The 19,492-nt window shown below is 57.1% G+C and carries 17 protein-coding genes; 1 reads left to right on the top strand and 16 read right to left on the bottom strand.

The annotated features are described in order from the left end of the window. Positions 1-5: 5 nt before the first annotated feature. The 14 genes from DOLE_RS16740 to speD form a co-directional block, all read right to left on the bottom strand. Positions 6-1,136 (bottom strand): DUF11 domain-containing protein, encoded by a 1,131-nt coding sequence (locus DOLE_RS16740; RefSeq protein ID WP_012176665.1) that lies wholly within the window; start codon positions 1,134-1,136, stop codon positions 6-8. A 78-nt stretch (positions 1,137-1,214) separates the two neighbouring features. After that, positions 1,215-1,718, bottom strand: a complete 504-nt coding sequence (locus tag DOLE_RS17715) for a DUF11 domain-containing protein (protein WP_012176664.1) — start codon at positions 1,716-1,718, stop codon at positions 1,215-1,217. A 17-nt stretch (positions 1,719-1,735) separates the two neighbouring features. Continuing rightward, positions 1,736-2,776, bottom strand: a complete 1,041-nt coding sequence (locus DOLE_RS16730) for a DUF11 domain-containing protein (protein ID WP_012176663.1) — start codon at positions 2,774-2,776, stop codon at positions 1,736-1,738. Positions 2,777-3,139: 363 nt separating this feature from the next. Further along, complete coding sequence (locus tag DOLE_RS16725) at positions 3,140-4,492, bottom strand: ISNCY-like element ISDol1 family transposase (protein WP_012174089.1); 1,353 nt, start codon at positions 4,490-4,492, stop codon at positions 3,140-3,142. Positions 4,493-5,534: 1,042 nt separating this feature from the next. Continuing rightward, positions 5,535-6,584: a selenide, water dikinase SelD gene (gene selD / locus DOLE_RS16720; RefSeq protein ID WP_083766642.1), complete on the bottom strand. Its 1,050-nt coding sequence runs from the start codon at positions 6,582-6,584 to the stop codon at positions 5,535-5,537. A gap of 446 nt (positions 6,585-7,030) precedes the next feature. Then, positions 7,031-7,885, bottom strand: a complete 855-nt coding sequence (locus DOLE_RS16715; RefSeq protein ID WP_012176661.1) for an NAD(P)H-hydrate dehydratase — start codon at positions 7,883-7,885, stop codon at positions 7,031-7,033. Beyond that, complete coding sequence (locus DOLE_RS16710; protein WP_041281327.1) at positions 7,879-8,397, bottom strand: DUF3343 domain-containing protein; 519 nt, start codon at positions 8,395-8,397, stop codon at positions 7,879-7,881. Before DOLE_RS16710 ends, DOLE_RS16715 begins: the two co-directional genes overlap by 7 nt. Before the next feature lie 78 nt (positions 8,398-8,475). Continuing rightward, complete coding sequence (locus tag DOLE_RS16705) at positions 8,476-8,697, bottom strand: sulfurtransferase TusA family protein (RefSeq protein ID WP_012176659.1); 222 nt, start codon at positions 8,695-8,697, stop codon at positions 8,476-8,478. Positions 8,698-8,710: 13 nt separating this feature from the next. Beyond that, the gene (gene yedE / locus DOLE_RS16700) at positions 8,711-9,802 is read right to left on the bottom strand and encodes a YedE family putative selenium transporter (protein ID WP_012176658.1); all 1,092 of its coding nucleotides are present in this window, start codon (positions 9,800-9,802) and stop codon (positions 8,711-8,713) included. A 22-nt stretch (positions 9,803-9,824) separates the two neighbouring features. Next, on the bottom strand, positions 9,825-10,037 hold the full coding sequence (locus DOLE_RS16695; RefSeq protein WP_012176657.1) for a hypothetical protein: 213 nt from the start codon (positions 10,035-10,037) through the stop codon (positions 9,825-9,827). 529 nt (positions 10,038-10,566) lie between these two features. After that, positions 10,567-11,829: a diaminopimelate decarboxylase family protein gene (locus tag DOLE_RS16685; protein ID WP_012176656.1), complete on the bottom strand. Its 1,263-nt coding sequence runs from the start codon at positions 11,827-11,829 to the stop codon at positions 10,567-10,569. Beyond that, positions 11,826-13,124, bottom strand: coding sequence for an ATP-grasp domain-containing protein (locus tag DOLE_RS16680; RefSeq protein ID WP_012176655.1), 1,299 nt, complete (start codon positions 13,122-13,124; stop codon positions 11,826-11,828). The genes DOLE_RS16685 and DOLE_RS16680 overlap by 4 nt, the downstream gene beginning before the upstream one ends. Before the next feature lie 250 nt (positions 13,125-13,374). Continuing rightward, on the bottom strand, positions 13,375-14,310 hold the full coding sequence (locus DOLE_RS16675) for a GNAT family N-acetyltransferase (RefSeq protein ID WP_012176654.1): 936 nt from the start codon (positions 14,308-14,310) through the stop codon (positions 13,375-13,377). A gap of 256 nt (positions 14,311-14,566) precedes the next feature. Next, entirely contained in the window at positions 14,567-14,992 is a 426-nt protein-coding gene (speD, locus tag DOLE_RS16670; RefSeq protein WP_052294352.1) for an S-adenosylmethionine decarboxylase, read from the bottom strand. Between the two features lie 429 nt (positions 14,993-15,421). Between speD and DOLE_RS16665 the strand changes: the two genes are divergently transcribed. Next, complete coding sequence (locus DOLE_RS16665; RefSeq protein ID WP_012176652.1) at positions 15,422-16,867, top strand: sigma-54 interaction domain-containing protein; 1,446 nt, start codon at positions 15,422-15,424, stop codon at positions 16,865-16,867. 450 nt (positions 16,868-17,317) lie between these two features. On the opposite strand, the gene hemA is transcribed toward DOLE_RS16665, so the two are convergent. Together hemA and ccsB are read right to left on the bottom strand one after the other, a co-directional pair. Continuing rightward, entirely contained in the window at positions 17,318-18,634 is a 1,317-nt protein-coding gene (gene hemA, locus DOLE_RS16660; protein WP_012176651.1) for a glutamyl-tRNA reductase, read from the bottom strand. Beyond that, a complete protein-coding gene (gene ccsB, locus DOLE_RS16655) occupies positions 18,631-19,470 on the bottom strand; it encodes a c-type cytochrome biogenesis protein CcsB (RefSeq protein WP_012176650.1) in 840 nt (279 codons plus the stop codon). The genes hemA and ccsB overlap by 4 nt, the downstream gene beginning before the upstream one ends. Positions 19,471-19,492: the final 22 nt, after the last annotated feature.

Raw genomic sequence — 19,492 nt, 5'->3', positions numbered from 1 at the left:
CGGTGCTATTCGACTTCCACCCGGAAGGTGGCTGACTCGGTAGCGCTGCTGTTGATCGCGTTAAAGACGATCTGGACGGCGTCCACATCCGGATCCGGATCGCCGTTGGAGCCGGACGGGGAGTAGGTCCATGTGGCGCCAAGGTCATCCGAGTAGCTTATCGTGTCCCCGTCTCCGGCCACGCTGCCGATGATAAAATCGGTATTGGCAGGAATCGAGTCGGTGATGGTGACGCTGGTGGCATTGGAACTGCCCGTGTTTTCGATTTCGATCTCATACTCGATGACCGCGCCGGGAATGGCCTTGGGGTTGGTGGTGCCGTTGACCGGATCGCTGATCACCGTGACGCTCTTGGTTACTTCCAGGGCCGCGGTGACAACCGTGTAAGTACCGGCATCGGAAGCCTTGCCGTCCTCGGCCACGTCGGCCGTGCCGGCACCGTCGACAAAAACGGTCTGAACCGTTGCCGGGTTATCGGCAATGAGGCTGTCGTCGGTGGTGATGTTCGCGCCCTGGGTGGCAGCAGTGCCGCCCACGGCCACCTGGGCCACCAGGTCAAGGATGGCGTCATTACCGTTGACTGTGGCTGCCGGAATGTCAGAGACAATGTAAACGATTTTGGAAGCATCGGCAGCCAGCTCATCGATGTAGTCGGCGGTATCTTCACCCGCCTGATAGCCGGCGGTGGCGCCGCTCTCTACAAAGATCGTCACGCCCGTGGTGTCAAAATCGTCCCCCGCGGCCCTGTTGACCGCGGACAGGGAAAAATCCTGGGTGGCGTTGCCGTCGTTGGTGACCGTGAAGATCAGTACCTGGTCCAACTGACCGGGTACCACTTCAACGTCAGCCAGATCCGTCCAGGCCACGCTCAGGTCAAGGCTGGTGTCCACCACAAAAGAGGTGGCCGTGCCGTTGCCGATGCCCGGTGTGGAGTTGCCCGTGAGCGAACTTTCAATGACGGTCTGGTCCACACCGCCCACCTGGTAAGCCACGGTGGCAAGGTTGGTAACGGGAGTGCCCGATGCGGTGCCGTCCGCCAGGGCTCCCTGCGGGGCCGCCCACAGCAGCATAACTGCCGCGACCAGAACACCCGCACCCTTGATCCATCTGCTGGTTGTACGTTTTCTGTTTCTCATTCTGTTTCTCCTTTGCTTTTACTGCGGTTAGTGCTTCTGCTGTTGTTAATGCGCTTGATGAAGCTGTTTATGGGTTGTTTATTTCAAGATGGCCCTGTATGAGACAACCCCCTTTTCCCCTGAAGAAACGGGTTTGGTCACTGTCCATCGAATATGGGTGTAGTCCGATGCCGTTGCCGGACGCGTTGTGCCGTCCGCGGTTTTTACAAAAAGGGCATCGGGCGTTTGATACGTTTTGCCGTTGTCAATGGAAAACACAATGGTCGTGTTTTGGCCGGCCGCGCTGTTTTCCTTATAGACCATGTGTTCGGGCACCGGGTTGGTGATGATCACGTTTTCCGCCGGGGCTGTGCCGATGTTGGTATAGGTGGTGGTGTAGATAACCTCCTTTCCCGGAACCACCAGGCCGGCCGGTTTTCGAACCGTCACGCGTTGGCCCTCGCTGTTAAACTCCTGGGCCTCCACCTCGGCGATGGAGGCAAGCTCAATGCTGCCCTTGTCTTCGGCCAGAGCCGGCCCGCCGCACAGCAGCAGGCAGGCCCCCAGCACCAGCGCAAGGGGGGTGAAGAATTTTAGTTTCATGATGGTCCTCCTTTGGATTAGGTTGGATCGGTTACGCGAACCTGAAAGGTTATGGTCTGGTCCGGGGAGCCGGCGATAAGGTTCCCCAGAAAAACAGTGACGGTGTTTGCCGTGGTCTGGCCCATGTCCCCGGCATCGGCATCAGCGGCATCGGTAAGGCCCGTGCCGTTTAAGGTGATGGACCCGGGGAGATATTCGCTGTTGTCCGGTATCGGGTCTTCAAGGGTTGCGCCCATGGCCGCAGCGCCGGTGCCGGAAACCGACACCACAATGGTGTAGGTAATAATCGCGCCGGGCACCACATGGTCGCCGCCGTAAGGGTCGGCCACCACAGCCGACTTTGCAACAGACAGCACCGCGGCCCGGTAGGTGCCCACGGCATCGGCCGCTGCCCTGGAAAATCCCACCACGGCGTCGGTGCCGCCGTCGCCGGCCCCGGCAATAATGGTGCCGGTGGGGGCCCCGTTGCCGGTGGCGGATGTGGCGGTCAGCCGGATGTCGCCGGTGTCGTCAGCGTCAAGGCCGGAAGGAATGTCACAGAGAACAAAAACAGCCAGGGATGCGTCGGCTGCGAGTACCGGGTCATTGACCCCCGGCGTGTAAACGGTGTCCACGGCCGGTTCATAGATACCGTTTCCATTGGCGTCCAGAACCAGGGTGGTGAAAGACGGGTCAAAATTATCTCCGGAAAGGGCTGTGTCAATGGCAAGGCCGTAACGGTCCTGGCCGTTTCCGGTGTTGGTGACCTGAAAGGAAAGCACCCGGTTGATGTCCCCGGCGATCACCGGCACAGGGGCCGCATCCTGCCAGGAGAGGGTGACATCAAGAACCTCGGCAACGGTAAAAGAGGCGATATTGCTGGATTTTGTAAAACCGGAGACAGGGCCCACCGTGTATGTGACAAAGGCCTGGCTTGGGATGATGGACCCTGCCGGTGTGCCCGCGGCAAGGGCGGGCAGGGGCAGAAAAAGCGGAAAGCAGAGAAAAAGAAGCACCAAAAGCCGGATACGAAGCCCGGCCCGCTTGTTTTTTCCAAAAAATTTTTGATCAAAGTTCAATCTTTTTCAGTCCGTTTTTATTATATTGAACACACAAAGCCAGGATTGAATATTCAAAAAGCGTGCCGTCAATATGGTTTTTCACTTTATTTACAGATCTGCCCTATTGCAACCAGGGAAAATCCGCACCCGTTTCCAATTTTCTGTCGGTGAATATTAATTTTTAAGCCTTTTTATTTAGTACCGTGTCCATCCATAAATTGTCGATTTTGGGTCTTTAATCTGGCACATTTATGAGCAAAATTTTATCACCCCTTATTTTTTGGGGATAAAAAATTATTGAGCAAACAAAATACCACAAAATATCAGTTTTGGGGAACAGCTATCCCCATGACTTATCAAAATCGTTATGTCGGGGTCCGGTTATGCCAGTTGTTTTCTGGCAACGGTCAGCAAATTTGCCGACACGATCGTTGCCCAGACATAGCTTTTAAAGGACGGCAGGCCTTTCCACATGCAGCGGTTGAAGCCGAAGGTCCGTTTGAGCCAGGATATCCCGGCCTCGATGCCCGCACGGAAGCGGCGTAACTGTTTATAAACATAATGGCTGCGACACATATCCAATTCAGACAACCCGCGTTTTTTGGCAAAGCATACGTCTTTGATCTTTTTCTCTTTGGCTTTGGCCAGGTTGTCTTTGGAGGCAAATCCGCCATCAAGGGCGGCTTTCAGCGGGTAACGATTATAAATCTGATGCTGGCGATCCAGCATGGTCTCTGTCAGTGTGGTATCGGCCGGGTTGCCTTCAACAATAAGGCAATCAAGGATCAGATTTGATTTGCCGCCGGTCAGACAGACTTTATGTCCGTAATAGGTGTCCCGGCGGTCTTTGACAATGATGTCCGTATGCGGTTCAAACAAAGAGACGATTTTTTCTGACGACGGAACCTGCTGGTCCTGGAAGACGCGCAGCTCGGTCTGACGGATCACCTGATCGGTCAGGCGCACAAAGCTCTGCAGTTCAATGGCCAATGCCGTTCTGGAAGGATGGGCCACGGATTGCTCCAGCGCTTTTACGGCTGACCTGGCATAGGAGACGCACTGGCGGGTTTTTTTGACAAGGTCTTTGTAAAGGGGCTTTCGGGCTTTTGCGTCACGGGTGTATTGAATCGCCAGCATTCGTTTTTTTGCGATCCGCCGGTGGTCATGGAACAAAAGCCTTTGCTTCCCGGTCTCTTGTTGGGCGCGTTCCAATAACCGGGTAATAGCCCGGACGGCGTCCCACAGAAGGACAGAATCACTCGGCTTATGGATATTGCTTTCAACAACCGTGCAATCAATACGCACCTGACGGCCTTTTTCAATCCCGGCTTCTTCGGCATGCGCCAGCACCTCCTTGTTGATCAACTGCCAGGTCTCGGCGGACAGGGCTTTGATGTTTTTATGAAGCGTGGATTTTTTAAACCCTTCGTCGGTAATGCCGATTCGACAGAAGCGCCGGATGCTCATGGAATCGACCAAATGAAAGGCCAGTTCTTCGTATGTAAAGCCGAACAGGACCTTTACAATGGCGGCTCGTATCACCTGCTCGGCAGTCATGCCCTGGGCGCCACCTGGCGAGCCGGATGTCGCTTGACTGGGAAGGTCTTGCAAGACGATTTCGTAAATGGTAGATTTGCTGTCAAGCAACTGACTGATGGCTTCGAGTTCTCTGGCTTGCGGATGATCAATTTCTTGAGGCATGAAGGTCATTTGTTTTTGCCATTTTTTGCGCATTTTGTATTGGGCTCCTTTTTGTTTTCTGTAGTTATATTGAAAGCTTGGATAACTTTTATATACTACAGCAAGACAAAAAATACCAGTACAAAATGCGCTTTTTTTATTCTTTACAAGTAGTTATATCTGTGGATGGACACTAGTACCACTAAATTTTATTCAATATGGCTCTTTACTGAAGCAGCTCACTTTTTAGAAACGCTTGCCGCAGACTGCCTTATATCTCCCGGTTTTTGTCACTGTTTGCGCTTTTTTGTCTCATATCGGACAAGCGGTCCAGTTTTTCAGGAGCGAGCCGTTCCCATTATGAGACACTTTCGTCATTAAACAGATATTTCCCATCACCTGCGGCCCATACCAAAACAACAGCAGGCGTTTTTTCATGCCTGTTTAATGAACAGATTTCCATCCATCAATGGCCTTTTTCCACAATCTCTCTCGTCAAACGGCCGGCTTTCTTGTGCGGCGTACAAGAGTACACCTTCAGCAAAAGCCCTTGTTTTCCTTGACCGGGCAAAACAATTCGCAGTTTGCGGATTGGAAGCCTTTTTCGTGTTTTCACAACAGATGGATGGACACGCACAGGTTACGTGATGAAGAAAAGTGGCCGGGTATCTGGTGTTGCGCGGGAAAGGAGTTTTGGGAGTATCTGATGTTTATGTGTATGAATATGTCCCGGTCGTGCCAAAAGGGGGCGGCCTGCCGGGCGCTGTCGGTTCCTTTGCTATAATTAGTTTCCATCCATAAATGGCCTTTTTCCGCAATCTCTCTCGTCAAACCGCGGTCTTCCTTGTGCGGCGTACAACAGTACGCCTCCGCGTCAGCCCTTGTTTTCCTTGATCTTGCGAAAAAATTCTCATTTCTGGATTGGAAACCGTTGTTGTGCCCTCATAATAGCTGGATGGACACTAATTAAAGAAAGCCAAATCACGGTCCTTATATCCTCTATTTCAGGCAGGGTCAATCTTTTTCTGGTATATTTTTTGTTTTTTCAAGTTGTTACAATGGAAGAAGGCCGCCTGTGCCTGCTGCAGGTGTTGTCTCATTTTACAACGATAATCTGGTCCGGGCCTTGTGTCACAGTGCCGATGGCAGCAGCATGAGACACACCTGCTTTGTGAAGGGCCGTGACCATTTTTTTTGCCTGGCTGCCGGCAACGCTGATCAGAAGACCTCCGGAGGTCTGGGGATCGAACAGAATATCTGCCAGGGCCGGATTGACCGACTGCTGGATTTGCACCATGGGAGCGCGAAACTCCCTGTTTTTGTAAGCACCCCCTGGTATCAGGCCCATGGCCGCATACGCCGGCGCCTCGGCAATGACCGGTATTTGTTCTGAAAAAAGATGGGCCGAGGCCCCGGATCCGCACACCATTTCAGCAAGGTGGCCCAGCAGGCCGAACCCGGTGACATCGGTGCAGGCGTGAACGGTAAAATCGGCCATCACTTCGGCGGCGGCCCGGTTCAGGGTGGCCATCTGTTCGGTGACGGCCCGTATCAGGTCATCCGAAACCAGGCCCGCCTTGATGGCGGTGTTGACAATGCCGGTGCCCAGGGGCTTGGTCAGCACCAGGGCATCGCCGGGAACAAGGGTTTTTTTTGTTTTCACCCGGCCCGGGGCAATGGTGCCGGTCACCGACAGGCCGTAGACCAGTTCTTTTCCGGTGATGGTGTGGCCCCCGACCAGGGCCGTGTTTGCCTCCCGGAGCGTGTCCATGCCGCCCTCAATAACACGGCGCAAAATGGCAAGGTCCATGGTCTTGTCGGGAAACACCACGATATTCATGGCGGTTTTGGGCACCCCGCCCATGGCATAGACGTCGCTTAAGGCATTGGCCGCGGCAATCCGGCCAAAGTCGTAAGGGTCATCCACAATGGGGGTGAAAAAGTCCACGGTCTGAACCAGGGCCAGGTCATCGGTGAGTTTATATACACCGGCGTCGTCGGCACGGGCAAGACCCACCAGGACATTTTCATCCGCGGGAAAGGTCATGCCGAAAAGTGCCTGCTCCAGGTCCCCCGGAGCCAGCTTGGAGGCTCAACCGGCCCCTGCCACGGTTTGAGTGAGGCGTATGGGTTGGGTGTCGTTCATGGATAATTCCTGTCCGGCTGTTGTGCTGTTGATGGTAAATCTGCTGACCAATTCAGCATATTAAGGAGTTGAGAATGGCGCTTCATCCAAATCGAAATCGCTATCGGGATCGAAATCGAATTTTATATGCGGCAGTTCTCTTAAGAAAATATTTCCCTCATTTTTTATCCGTGTACTTTTCTTGGCGGCAAGAAAAGTACCAAAAGAATCACGCCGCAGGCGTGACAGCTTGGCCTCTGGCTTGCCACGCCACAGGCGTGGCTTCCCTCGTGCAAAGGGCGGGGGCTTTCGTTAGTGTTTGGCACGTAAAAAAACTGCCACCCGTCGCACGCGTCATTGCGAGCGAAGCGAAGCAATCTTGTCCGGATTATGTGTCATTGCGATCGAAATCGAAACAGCCCTACTCGACCACTCGACCCCTTGAACCCTCGAATCCTTGAACCCTTTTAAAGCAACACCTCTTCCAGCGCCTTTGGTATCGCCGCAACCAGCTCCGCCGCCTGGGTGGCCGGCGTGGCATGGGCGTAAACCCCGGCCCACCGGTTGGCCACGGCCCCCGTGATCCCGGCTTTTTCCGGGGAAAACCCGGCGCAGCACAGCACTGAGATCAGGCCGGTCAGGGTGTCACCTGTACCGCCCACCGCCTCCATGGCCGAAACGGAAGGACTGTCTACCGTGGCCAGGATCGATCCGCTTTTAACAATATAGTCGGTTTGGCCTTTTACTACAAGGTGGGTGGCGGCATTGGCGTGTTCGCAGGCTCGGGCGATCAGGTCGGGTGTTTTGTTGTCCGTGTGCAGAATAAAGCCCCGGGTGTAAAAAGGGTGGGGCGCGGCCTCGTCGGCCAGAAAGGCCAGCTCTCCGGCGTCCGGGGTAAAAATGTCGTAGCGTGGGGCCTGGCCGCTCATTTTGGCCGCGTACATGAAGCCCGCGTCAGCGATCAGCAGGGGCCGGCATGCCAGCGCGTCCACGGCAAACAGCACCCGGTTGTGCCAGTCCACATCGGGTTGAAGATAGTGAAAGGTGAGCACAGAAAGATCAAAGTCGGAAAGGTTTTCTTCCAGAAACCGGTAGATCTCCCGGCTGCCGTGACCCCGGCCGATGTCGCCGGCCAGAAAGGCGTAAACTGTCGGTCCGGCCAGGACCTCCGCGGCTCTGGCCGCGGCTGCCAGCAGGGCCGGGGTGCCCCGATGAACGGGAACGGTTCGGCCGCCAATGGCCAGCTGGTCTTCGCAAAGGCTTACCGGCCCGTGGGTCAGGGGGAAATTTATGTCCGGTACGGTTCCGACGACAGCTAACATTGACGGTGGATCTCCTCATAAGCCAGGTCCAGGGCATATCCGCACAGGGTGCTGCCCAGGTCCCGGGGCCGGGGGGCCGCGTCCAGGGGGGTGCCCACCATTCGGTCGGCCAGAAACGGCACATCCGGGCAACCGCCGCCGGAGATATTGACAATGGTCCGGCTTTTTTTCTCAATGGTGATCTTCATGTTGGCGGCCCGAACCATGAGGTAGTCGCCATAGTCGGTGGTTTGAAAAAGGCTGACCGGTTCCAGCAGGGGCGCGGTTACCGGCACCACGGACAGGGGCGTGATGCCGGCTGCTTCAAGGTCCCGAAGGATGTCCAGCTCTTCGATAAGCGGAAATTCGATGACAAGGTCGCAGCCGGTGCGGATTTCCGGGGGCGGCCCCATGACCTGCACCGGCCGGCCTGCTTTTTTTAGGATTTTTTCAGCCCGTATCACGTCCCCGGTGTGTTCAAACACCAGAATGCCCCGGTCCGCCCCGGAAGTGGCCGCCTTTTTGGCGGACATGTCTTTTTTCTTGAATAAAGACAGCACATCTTTCCTTTTAATCGAAATCGGGATCGCTATCGGTATCGAAATCGAATGTCACGAAGCCTTTTGGATGGTAAGCCGGTACCCCTCCCCGTCCGGTGTCACGTCCACCACCGTGCAGCCCTGGCTGGTCGCGGCCCGGGATACATTTTCCTTGGAGGTGTCGGTGTCCACCAGCACCACGATCTGGTTTTCAGCCCCGTTTTTGATTTCCTCCAGCGTCAGGATTACCGGCTGAGGGCAGGAGAGTCCTCTTGCGTCAACGGTTGCAGCCATTTTACAGCCTCCTTTATGCAATTCTTTTTCTCATGGTAAACCCGATAAACAGGCAGACGAAAAACCCCACAACCACCGCGGCAACGCCGTGGGGGCCAAGCCCGGCGGGGGAGCTGGCCAGGCCGAAGTTGTGGGCAAAGGCGGCGCCCACGATCATGCCCATCACAAAGACCGCGGCATCGCCGTCTCCTTCACCGGCCAGAAAAAGCTGGCGGCCCGGGCATCCGCCGGCCAGGGCAAAGGCAAGGCCGGCCAGGGCCATGCCCAGAAAGTTCCAGACATGCAGAGTGTGGGCCACGGGCTGACCGGCAAACCCCATCTTGAACTGTCCCAGCACCAGGTTGACGCCAAAGGCCACCACCAGCAGGGCGATAAAGCCGCCCAAAAGGTGGGTCTGGCCGAAAAGAACCGTGTCCCGAATGGCGCCCATGGTGCAGAACCGGCTTCGCTGGGCCAGAAACCCCACGCCCAGGCCGATGACCAGGGATATGACCAGGGGCGCGTGGGCAGCGCCCGGGCCTTTGACGCTGTAAAACAGGACCCCGCTCTGGGCCTGGCCGGAAACCTGGGGAAAGATCAGCATCAGGGCGAAAAACCCCAGCATCACCAGGGGCAGCATCCATCCCGCGGAGGAGTGGGTCTTGTAAGACCGGCCCAGGTTGTAGCCGCCTTTGAGAAACCGGGTGCCGATCCAGATGCCGAAGGTCAGGCCCAGCAGGCCCAAAATGGCGTTGCCGTCGCCGCCGGCCAGCCGCAGCACGGCCCGCCACGGGCAGCCCAGAAACACCAGTGCCCCGATCATGGCAAACACGCCCAGCACGAACCGTACAAACGGGGCCGACCCGGACCGGGGCCGGAACTCCTTAAACAGGTACGCCGCCACCAGTGATCCCAGCACAAATCCGATGATTTCCGGCCGCATGTACTGGACCACGGCAGCCCGGTGAAGGCCCAGGCTGCCGGATATGTCGCGCTCAAAGCAGGCCACGCAGATCCCCATGTTTCCGGGGTTTCCCAGTTTCTGAAGCAGCGGCGCCAGTACGCCGATAACAGCGCCAACGCCGATGACCCCCCAGCGGGTGGCCAACCAGTTTTTCTGTTGCATGAATCCTCCTCCTGATGGTGGTTTATGACAGCCTGCCCGTCAACGGGCAGGGCAGTTCCTCTGCGCGAAACACGTGCGTGTTGCCGCAGAACGGGCAGGGCTCGTCGAGGGCCACTTTCGCGTCCAGGGTTTTGCCCCCGTTTGCCGCCGGTACAATTCCCTTGTTTTCCACGATGTGAAAGGCAGCGCTTTCAAATATTCTGTTGTAAACAGGGCAGATAAACATCAGCTTCATGGAGCCTCCATGCCGCCTGTATACGGGTAAAGACAGGCTGTTATCTTTTCATAGATACAATCGATATGTAAAATAGATAATATAAATGAAATAGAAGGTGGCTATTGAGGCCGCCGATGGAGAAAAAAGGCGCAACTTCAAATTTTATCGAGATCGCTATCGGGATCGGTATCGAAATCGGACCAGCAGCGCTTGACCTGGCTCGGCTGTTGATGGGCGCCCGTGCCACCCGTCGCACGCGTCATTGAGCGAAGCGAAGCAATCCTGAACGCAAGTTGTGTCATTGCGAGCGAAGCGAAGCAATCTTGTTCGGAAGCGGAGGAGATTGCCTCGTCGCGTTGCTCCTCGCAATGGCACCCTCTCTCCGTCATCGCCCGGCCTTCGCCCCGCGGGCTATGGCGGACACACAGGCCGGGTAATGACCACGTCTTGGATGGCAGTACAGTCAATTCGATCCCGATCCCGATTTGGACAAGCAGGCACAGCGTTGCCCCTAACTCCCCGTGATCGAATCCCTGCACGCTTCCGGTCACAGGATTACAAGGCGGGGCAGGGGCTTGATAAAGTTCTGGCGCAGGCTGTAGGTGTAGGCTCCCTGGGCCGGAATCAGCAGGATGTCGCCTTCTGCGATATTCTTGCCGAAGTAGCCAAATCCCCACACGTCATGGGGGGTGCACAGGGAACCCAGAATAAGGCAGGGCTGTTCGCGTGTGTCCGGCCGGGAGAGGTTTAAGACCGGGAAATAGTCGGTTTCAAACCGCTCCCACCCGATGGCATTGGTGCCGGCGTCGGTCACCACAAGGTCGTCGGCCTTTCTGTCGATCACCCGCATCAGAAGCTGCATGGCCGGATGGCAGACCCACCGGCCCGGCTCCATGCAGATGCGGACATCGGCCACGGGAAAAATATGACGGCGCACCGCCTCGCCGATGGCCCCGGCAAAATCGGTGATGGGCCGGGCCGGAAGGCGAAAGTGGGGCCGCACATGGGAAAATGATGTTTTTGGGTCCGCGGGTGTACCCTCCGGGTGGTGAAGCCATTCGCCTTGCTCCGGCCAGAAGCCGCCGCCGATGTCGATAAACGCCAGTTGCCGGATAAAGGTTATCGGCATGCGGGCCAGCACCGCGCCCAGGCGCTCAATAAAGGCCACGTGAGCCTTGGGGTCCAGGTTCCAGCTGGTGTGAAACTGCAATCCCGCCAGGTTGACATGACCGCATGTTTTTGAGGTCTCATAAAAATCGGCCAGGCGTTCGGGCAGAATGCCGAACTTGCGCCACAGCCCGTCGGCCGCGGTGGTCAGCCGCACTCCGGCCAAAACGGTTGTTTGCGCGGTAGCGGCCACCGCCTCCAGCCGCTCCATCTCGCCGAAGCTGTCGATCAGCACCGTGACCCGGCCCCTGTTTGCAACGGCCAGGGCCAGTTCTTCAGTGGTTTTTCCCGGGCCGCTGAAAACGATGGTCGTTGCCTCGGTGTCCAGCGCCATGGCCAGTTCCTCGCCGCTGGACACATCCAGGCCAAAACCGCAGGAAACCAGTGTTTTTGACACCTCCGGGCAGTTGTTGCTTTTAACGGCGAAAAAAAAACCGGGGTCGGGCAGCTTCGCGGAAAAGGCGCCCTGAAAGGCCTGTGCCTGCCGGACCAGCACGTCCGGTTCCAGCACATACAGGGGCGAGCCGTGGGTAGCGGCAAGGTCCAGATACGCCTGGCGCCGGTCCAGATAGGGCTGTACAAAGGCGGCCAGTTCGTCGGGCGGCAGCAGCAGAGAGGCGTCGACGTCAGGGTGTGTGGTCATGGGGCAATCTCCACGATCAGGCGGGTTAACAGGGCCTGGCATTCTTCGGCCGGGTCAGCCGGATTTTTAAGGGCAAAGATGGCGCTTCCCAGCAGAAATGAATCATAATCGTCCGGCGGCAGCACAATGGTATGGCCGGGCTGTTGCAGGCCCGTCACCTCCCGGACCCCGGGAGCGGCGGCAACCCGGGACCAGTCGATGGTTGTCAACACCCCGGCCTGACGCGCGTGAAACCGAAGCCCGGCCATGGGGGCAACGGGCGGGCCGAACGCTTTCGGCAGGGGCCGGTGCTGAGCCAGGTCCAGGTCCAGCAAGAGGGTGTCAATGCCCAGGCCATGGCGGACCAGGTCCGGCAGGCAGTCGCCGCCGGGCCGGGGGGTGATCTCCAGAAAGGCCGGCCGGCCGTTTTCAAGCACAAAATCGGCCATGCACAGGGCCCGGTCAATGCCCAGTGCCCCGGCCCCGGCGGCCAGGTGCCGGGCCAGCGCATGATTTTCAAGCCCCGGCAGCCGGTTGATCAGCACATAAGCCATGGCGGTGCCGAAAGCGATATCAGGCGCGACAATTTTTTTTGTCAGCCGCACGATCACGGCCCGGCCCCCATCGACCAGAAAGTCGCAGCTGAACTCCGGGCCGGTAAGCCATGTTTCGGCAACAATCGCCGCGCTGTTATCGGGGGTGTGATAGAGGCGGGTGTGGGCCCGGCGCAACAGGCCCTCTTTGACAAGACCAAAGGCATGGCCGCAGGCTTCTTTCGTGTCGCAGCAGAACACCAGTTCGCTGCCCGCGCCGGATACCGGCTTGATCACGCAGGTTCCGTGGGCCTCAAAAAAGGCGACGGCGTCGGCTTTGGAAAAAACCGGGGCAAAAGCAGGGCACAAAACACCCTTTTCCCACCACAGTCGTTTGGATGCGTACTTGTCCCGGCAGGCGGCCACTGCCGCGGGCGACACAAAGTCAAGGCCAAGCTGTTGCGCAAGAAAAGCGGCAACCGGCAGGGACTCGCAGTCAAAGCAGGCCACGCCGTCAATGGCAAGGCCCCGCTGCCGGGTGTGGGCCGACAGGGCTTCAAGGAGACGCTCCGGCCGCTCCAGGTCGCCGCACACCTCCTCGTCCGGACCGGGTGCCGGCTCTTTTGCCTTTTGCCGAAGCACCGGGTCGGTCAAAAACAGCGCCCGGCCGGGCGCTGCGCGTCGAATCCAGTCGACATAGTCGGAGGTGGTGCCCACCACCAGTACACGGGTGTCGGTTGACACAATTGCCCCGAATATTTCATGAAATTTTTCGATGTTCATAAGCTTTTATATAAAATTCAAATGTTGGAATAGAAATCAGGCGCTTTTAAAAAGACATGCCGTCACGAACGATTTGAGGCTTTGTGAGCCAATTTTATATCGAAAAATTTCATGAAATATCCGGGCCAGCTTCCTGTTTGGGGTCATTATTGTCCAGTGACGGTTTTAGTCATGACCGGACGGATCTCCTGCTGTTTATTCAAATCCTATCGCTATCGGGATCGGTATCGCTATCGGTATCGAATTGTCTTTACGACGGCTCGTCGGCCGTGTCCGGCAGGCAAAGCTGGTAAAGGGGCCGTTCGGTCAGGCGGAACCGCGATTTCCAGGAAAAGTCGCCGCAGAGAAAATCCACCGATGCCAGTCGCTTTTCGCAGGCCCATTTTATGTGATGAAAATTGATCAGCTTGGCCACGCCGGTAAACTCCGGGTCCGTGCCGCCGGCCATGACCGTGTAGGTGTTGTTCCACACGGCCCCGACATCCACGGCCGCCAGCCGGCCCCCGATTTTAACCGACGTGATGCGCAGCATGCCCCGTTTTTGAAAAAAGTCGATCATGTCGACAAAGGCGGCAAAAAACCGGGGGTCGTAAAAATAGGACATTGGGCCAAAGGCGGAAAGATTCATTTCCATCATGGGGCCGATGTCGGCCGGGTCGTCGTGGTGAAAAGAGACCCCCAGGGCCTCAATCCGGGCCATCTCCTGGTCCAGTTTTTTTCTCGACTTTCCGGGAAAGCACTGCCGGTAGCGCTCAAAGGAAAAATCATGGGCCGGCGGATAAAAAAGGTAGCCGGTTTCATCCACACGGGGTGGTGAGTTCCATGACGGCAGAAAATCGGCATCAAGATACCGGATTTTAATTTTGCCGTCCACGGCGTTTATCACGGATTCAACGGGAAAAGATTCCCACCCGATGATTTTGTTCTGCTCGATCCAGGTTTTGCCCTGCCAGGTCTCGCCGGGAAAATGGCCGAAATAGCCCTCCTCCTCAATCCAGGAGAGGGCCAGAAGAAAAGGGCGGCGGAACTCCGCCGCCTCCCCGGTGATAAAAAAAGAGGGCCGGTCAAAGTGCCGGGCAAAACAGGCCCGCACCGGCCAGAGGTCAAAAACGCACTGCTGCGGCCAGAGGCGCTCCCACACATCCCGGCAGGCCTCAGGATCAGAAACGACACGCACTCCGTTCATGGATTCGCCCGTATATTTCACGAGTTGATTTGGCCGCAGATGCAAGGCGCGGCATGCGAAGCTGTAGTCAATCTACCGCGAGTATGCCGCAACGAGAGCAGATGCGGGCAAGGCGGCTCGCCCGAAGGGTGAAAATTTTCGACATAAAATTGGCGTAAAATACCTCAAGCAGCTCACGACAGGCTGTGCATTCAAAAACTATCTGTGTTTGAGGTAAATACCCATCAATGTCGAAAAATTTCATGAAATATGCGGATCAGTGGCGCATGGTGACATTGATCGCGCTGTGAGTACCGCCGAAGTAGTTCTGGGCAAAGCGTCGGACCGTTTCCGGGTCATAGGCCTTGCAGCTGAACACGTCCAGGTACACGGCATTGGTCAGGTTGGCAAAATGGCCCGAAATCAGGGAGGTCTCGATCAGCTGCACCATGGAGTAGCCGGCCACGCGCTCGTCTTCACCAAAGTGGACCACCTGGGTTTCGCCGAACCGCCGCATCTCGATCAGGTCGCACAGCTCCACCACGAACCGGCGAATGGCGTCAGCGTCCCGAATGGTGTCCGGATTGCAGTTGTAGATATCAATGGCCGAAGCAATGCCCCATACCTGCTGGGTTTCGAAGGCTTTGGGGGATGACGCGACGGGTTCAAAAGCCTCCTGCCGTTTCAGTGCCAGTGCGCTCATGGGCTGTGTCTCCTTGTAATATATATGAAAGGTTGTCTGTTCGGTGTCGGGCGAAAGTGTCCCTGCTTTTATGCCGAAGGTGTCTTTGAGGAACATAAAGCACTTTTTGTGCCAAAAAATTAATTGTTTTTAGGTGTCTGGAATCAATAGGGTTTGTTAAAAAGTCCCGGAAATAAAGATGAAAGCCAGAGAAAAACAGGTATTGTTTTGCTGTTTTTGATTATTTTAAGCATAAAAAAGCTTAAATTCTGCCGTCAGGATCGGACCGCCTGCGGGCCGGTTTGGCCGTTTGATCCGGTAAATTGTATATCAATCTTAAAACAATAGGGATTCTTTGAACCAGCCCGTTTTTTTGGGCTTGACGGTTTGCGCGTGTGGGTTTATGGTGGAATAAATTCGGCAATAAAATTCTTTTTTTAAGGAAACAACATGCTCATTCGTCTGGTGCTGGCCATCAAGAACCGTAACCTTCAGACCTACATGGACAAGCAGTTTCAGCAGTTTGATGACGTTCAGGTGGAAACCTGCGGGGACGCGAAAAATCCCTGGCAGCGGGTGATCCGCAGCTGCGGCGACATCCTCGTGGTCAGCGCCTCCTTTATGCCGGCCCAGATCGAATCCAGCATTGCCATGCTGAACGAACTGCCCGAAACCCCCACCACGGTGGTCCTGCACAACAGCGATTCTTCCGAGGAGCATGCCCAGTTGGTGGGGGCCGGCGCCGACGTGGTGCTGTATGACGGCATCTCCCGAAAAAGCCTGATCGAGGCCATTGAGTCCACGTTAGAGTCCCGGCGCCAGCTGATTCAGAAGACCCGTCTCACGGCCCGGGGCCAGGCTTCGCCCAAGCTGGGGGATTTTATCTCCCAGAGCCAGAGCATGCAGTTGCTGATGGAGGACGTGTGGAAGGTGATTCCCAGCAATGCCCCGCTTCTGGTCCTGGGTGAGACCGGGGTGGGAAAGGAGCACCTGGCCCGGGCCATTCACTCGGAAAGCCCCCGGTCGGCCGGGCCCTTTACCGCGGTGAACGCGGCGGCCCTTCAGGAGCAGTTGCTGGAAAGCGAACTGTTCGGTCACGAAGAGGGGGCTTTTACCGGCGCCATCCGGTCCCGGCGGGGAGCCTTTGAAATGGCCCACGGCGGCACCATTTTTTTAGATGAAATCGGCGAAATGCCGCTCCATCTTCAGGCCAAGCTGCTGCGGGTTTTGCAGGACTACGAGATTCGGCCCGTGGGCAGCGAACGTTCCACCTGGGTGGACATTCGGGTGATCGCCGCCACCAACCAGGACCTGGCCCTGGCAGTGGAAAAGCAGACCTTTCGAAAAGACCTGTTTTACCGGCTGGGCGTGATCACCCTGACCATTCCGCCGCTGTCGGACCGCAAGGAGGACATTCCCGGCATGGTCCACCGGTTTATCGAACACTACCAACTCAAGATCGGCAAGGAGATTCGGGGGGTCACCGAGGCGGCCATGGCGGCCCTGTGCCAGTACGAGTGGCCGGGCAACGTGCGGGAGCTGATGAACGTGATTGAGCGGGCCATTCTGCTCTGCCCGCAGGAGATCATAGGCATTGAGGACCTGCCCTACATTTTTAATTCCCCGGCGGCCCTTTCAAAGGACGCCATGACCCAGGGGGCTCTGGATCCGGCCGCGTGGAAGGGCAAGACCCTGCCCCAGGTGCGCCAGGAGGTGATGGATCGGGTGGAGCAGGCCTACCTTCAGATGGTGTTAAGGGAGACCCGGGGCCGGGTGGGCGAGGCGGCCAGAATGGCGGGCATTCATACCCGGGCCCTGTATAACAAGATGCAGCGCCTGGGTATTGACAAAAACCGGTTCAAGGCGGCCGGAAAAGAAGAGGCAAAACTTCTGTAAAGAGCAGCTGTAGCGGCGGCCTTCAGGCCGCCATGCGGCCAGGCAGCAACGACCGCCGATCTTTTTATCAAACCCAGGCGTCTACCCCCTTATCAAAATCGCTATCGGGATCGAAATCGATTTCGTTCAATTGCAGCAGCAGCAATTTAAAATTGTGTTTGTAGTGACGCCGTCAGGCGTTTATCGACCGGGCATGTTCGATGCCCTTACGGGCACACTACAAACGGGGGGGGGTCGTCCCTACTGCGCATCATTATGCGACGAAGCAATTTTTGTGGCGCCATGTGTCATCGCCCGGTCAAGCCGGGTAATGACGAGTACGGTGGCGACTTGGGGCGGTAGGGTGACTACGAGCAAGAGTAAGATTAAGAGCACGAGCACGAGCACGAGGAAGAGCACGAGGAAGAGCACGAGGAAGAGCACGAGGAAGAGTAATAGGGAGGAGGGGGATCAGGATTCGATTTTGAACAGGCGGCGAACAATGTCGAGATACCGGGCTTTGTCTTTTTTTTCTTCAACCTGTTTTAAAAAGGTGGTGGGGTCGTGAAGCAGCTTGTTGACAATGGCCTCGGTCATTTTGTGGATGGTGTCCTGCTCTTCCGGCGGCAGGTGCTTTAAGGTGGAGGCCAGGGTTTTTCTGGCCTCGCCATGGGCCATCTCGGAGAGCTTGTCCCGCAGGGCCACGATGGTGGGCACCACGTCCAGGCTTTCGTACCAGGTGCGAAAGGTGATCACCGCCTCATCCACAATCCGCTCGGCCCGGATCGCCTCGTGGCGGCGCTGGCTGATGTTTTCGTCGATCACCGCCTGCAGGTCGTCAATATCGTAAACATAGGCGTTTTCCACCCGGTTGACGGCCGGGTCGATGTCCCGGGGAACGGCAATGTCGATAAAAAAGATCGGGTTGTTGCGCCGGCCCCGCATCACCTGGCGGACCTGGTCTTTTGTCACCACAAAGTCCGGAGCCCCGGTGGAGCTGACCACGATGTCCACGGTGCCCAGCATATCCGGAATTTCGGGAAAGCTCACGGCCCGGCCCTGGTAGCGCCGGGCCAGTTCCACGGCCCGCTCAAAGGTCCGGTTGGCCACGAAAATGGTTTTCACCCGGTGGCCGGCAAAATGCTCCACCGCCAGCTCGGCCATCTCACCGGCGCCGATCAGCAGCACGCTTTTGTCCTCAAGAACGCCGAATATCTTTTTGGCCAGTTCAACGGCGGCATAGCTTACCGACACCGCGCTGTCGCCGATGCCGGTTTCGCTTCTGACCCGCTTGGCCACCAGAAAGGTTTTGTGAATCAATCGGTTTAAAATCACGCCCGAGGTTTTGCGCTCCACGGCCAGGCGATAGGCCTCCTTGACCTGGCCGAAAATCTGGGGTTCGCCCATGATCATGGAGTCCAGCCCGGACGCCACGCGAAAGATGTGGCGCACCGCCGCGTCGGCCGCGTGCAGGTAAAGGTAGGGCGCCAGCTGCTCCGGCGACAGGCCCTTGCGCCGGGCCAGGCAATCGGTGGCGGACTTTCGGGCCGCGGCCGGATCGTTGGTGGTAAGAAGCAGCTCGGTGCGGTTGCAGGTGGAGATCAGGATCAGCTCCAGGATGGCGGGCTCGGCAACCAGGGCGTCCAGGGCTTCGGGCACCTCCTGGGGTGAAAACGAGACCTTTTCCCGCACCTCCACCGGCGCGGTCTGATGGTTGATACCGGTCAGCAGAATAGTGTTGGGAGAAACGGCTTTATAAGCCGAGTGGCGGTTTGTGATGTCGTTCATATTTTCGTAAAAACGCCGTGGTGGCCCTCCAGCAGAAAATTAACCCCGAGAAAGGTGAACACCACCACGCAGAACCCGATAATGGCCATGATGGCGGCCCGGCGGCCCCGCCATCCCGCCACCAGCCGTTCGTGAAGCAGGGCCGCGTAAACCAGCCAGGTGATGCCGGACCACACCTCTTTGGGATCCCACCGCCAGAAAACGCCCCACACCAGGCCGGCATATACCACACCGGTGATCAGGCCGATGGTGAGCAGGGTGAACCCCACCACCAGGCAGGCGTATCCGGCTGAATCCAGGCGGTCCAGGGAGGGAAGCCGCCGGTAAAAAAAGCCCCGTTTTTTCTGTTTGATGGCCCGCTCCTGGATCAGGTAGAAGATGCCGGCCCCGCAGGCAAGGGCAAAGGCCGCGTCCCCCACAAACACCGTAACGATGTGAACGATCAGCCATGCATTGTTGGCCCAGGTGTGAATATCGTCAATGGGCGGGGTGGATCGCTCCGGCAGCAGCAGGGCCGCCAGCAGGGTGATCAGTACCAGGGGCGCCACATAGATGCCGAAAAAATTAAGGTTCAGCCGCCACTGAAACAGCACGAACAGCCCGGCCAGGGACCAGGCCGCCAGAGAGAGGGACTGGGAGAGGGTAAAGGCCGGCAGGTGCCCCAGAACAATAATCTGAAGCACCAGGGCCAGGCCGTGCGCCAGAAAACCGGCCAGCAGCAGGCCGAATCCGTAGCGGTAGATGCTGTCTTTCTGGGAAAAGAGAAACACAAAATAGGCGGCCGTGCTCAGGGTGTAAAGCAGGACAGCCGTTGTGGCGGCAAGAGAAATCATCATGGGTGTTTCTCCCCGGAACAAT

The organism is Desulfosudis oleivorans Hxd3 (genome assembly GCF_000018405.1).
GTDB lineage: Bacteria > Desulfobacterota > Desulfobacteria > Desulfobacterales > Desulfosudaceae > Desulfosudis > Desulfosudis oleivorans.
This window is presented reverse-complemented; position numbering and strand designations above follow the sequence as displayed.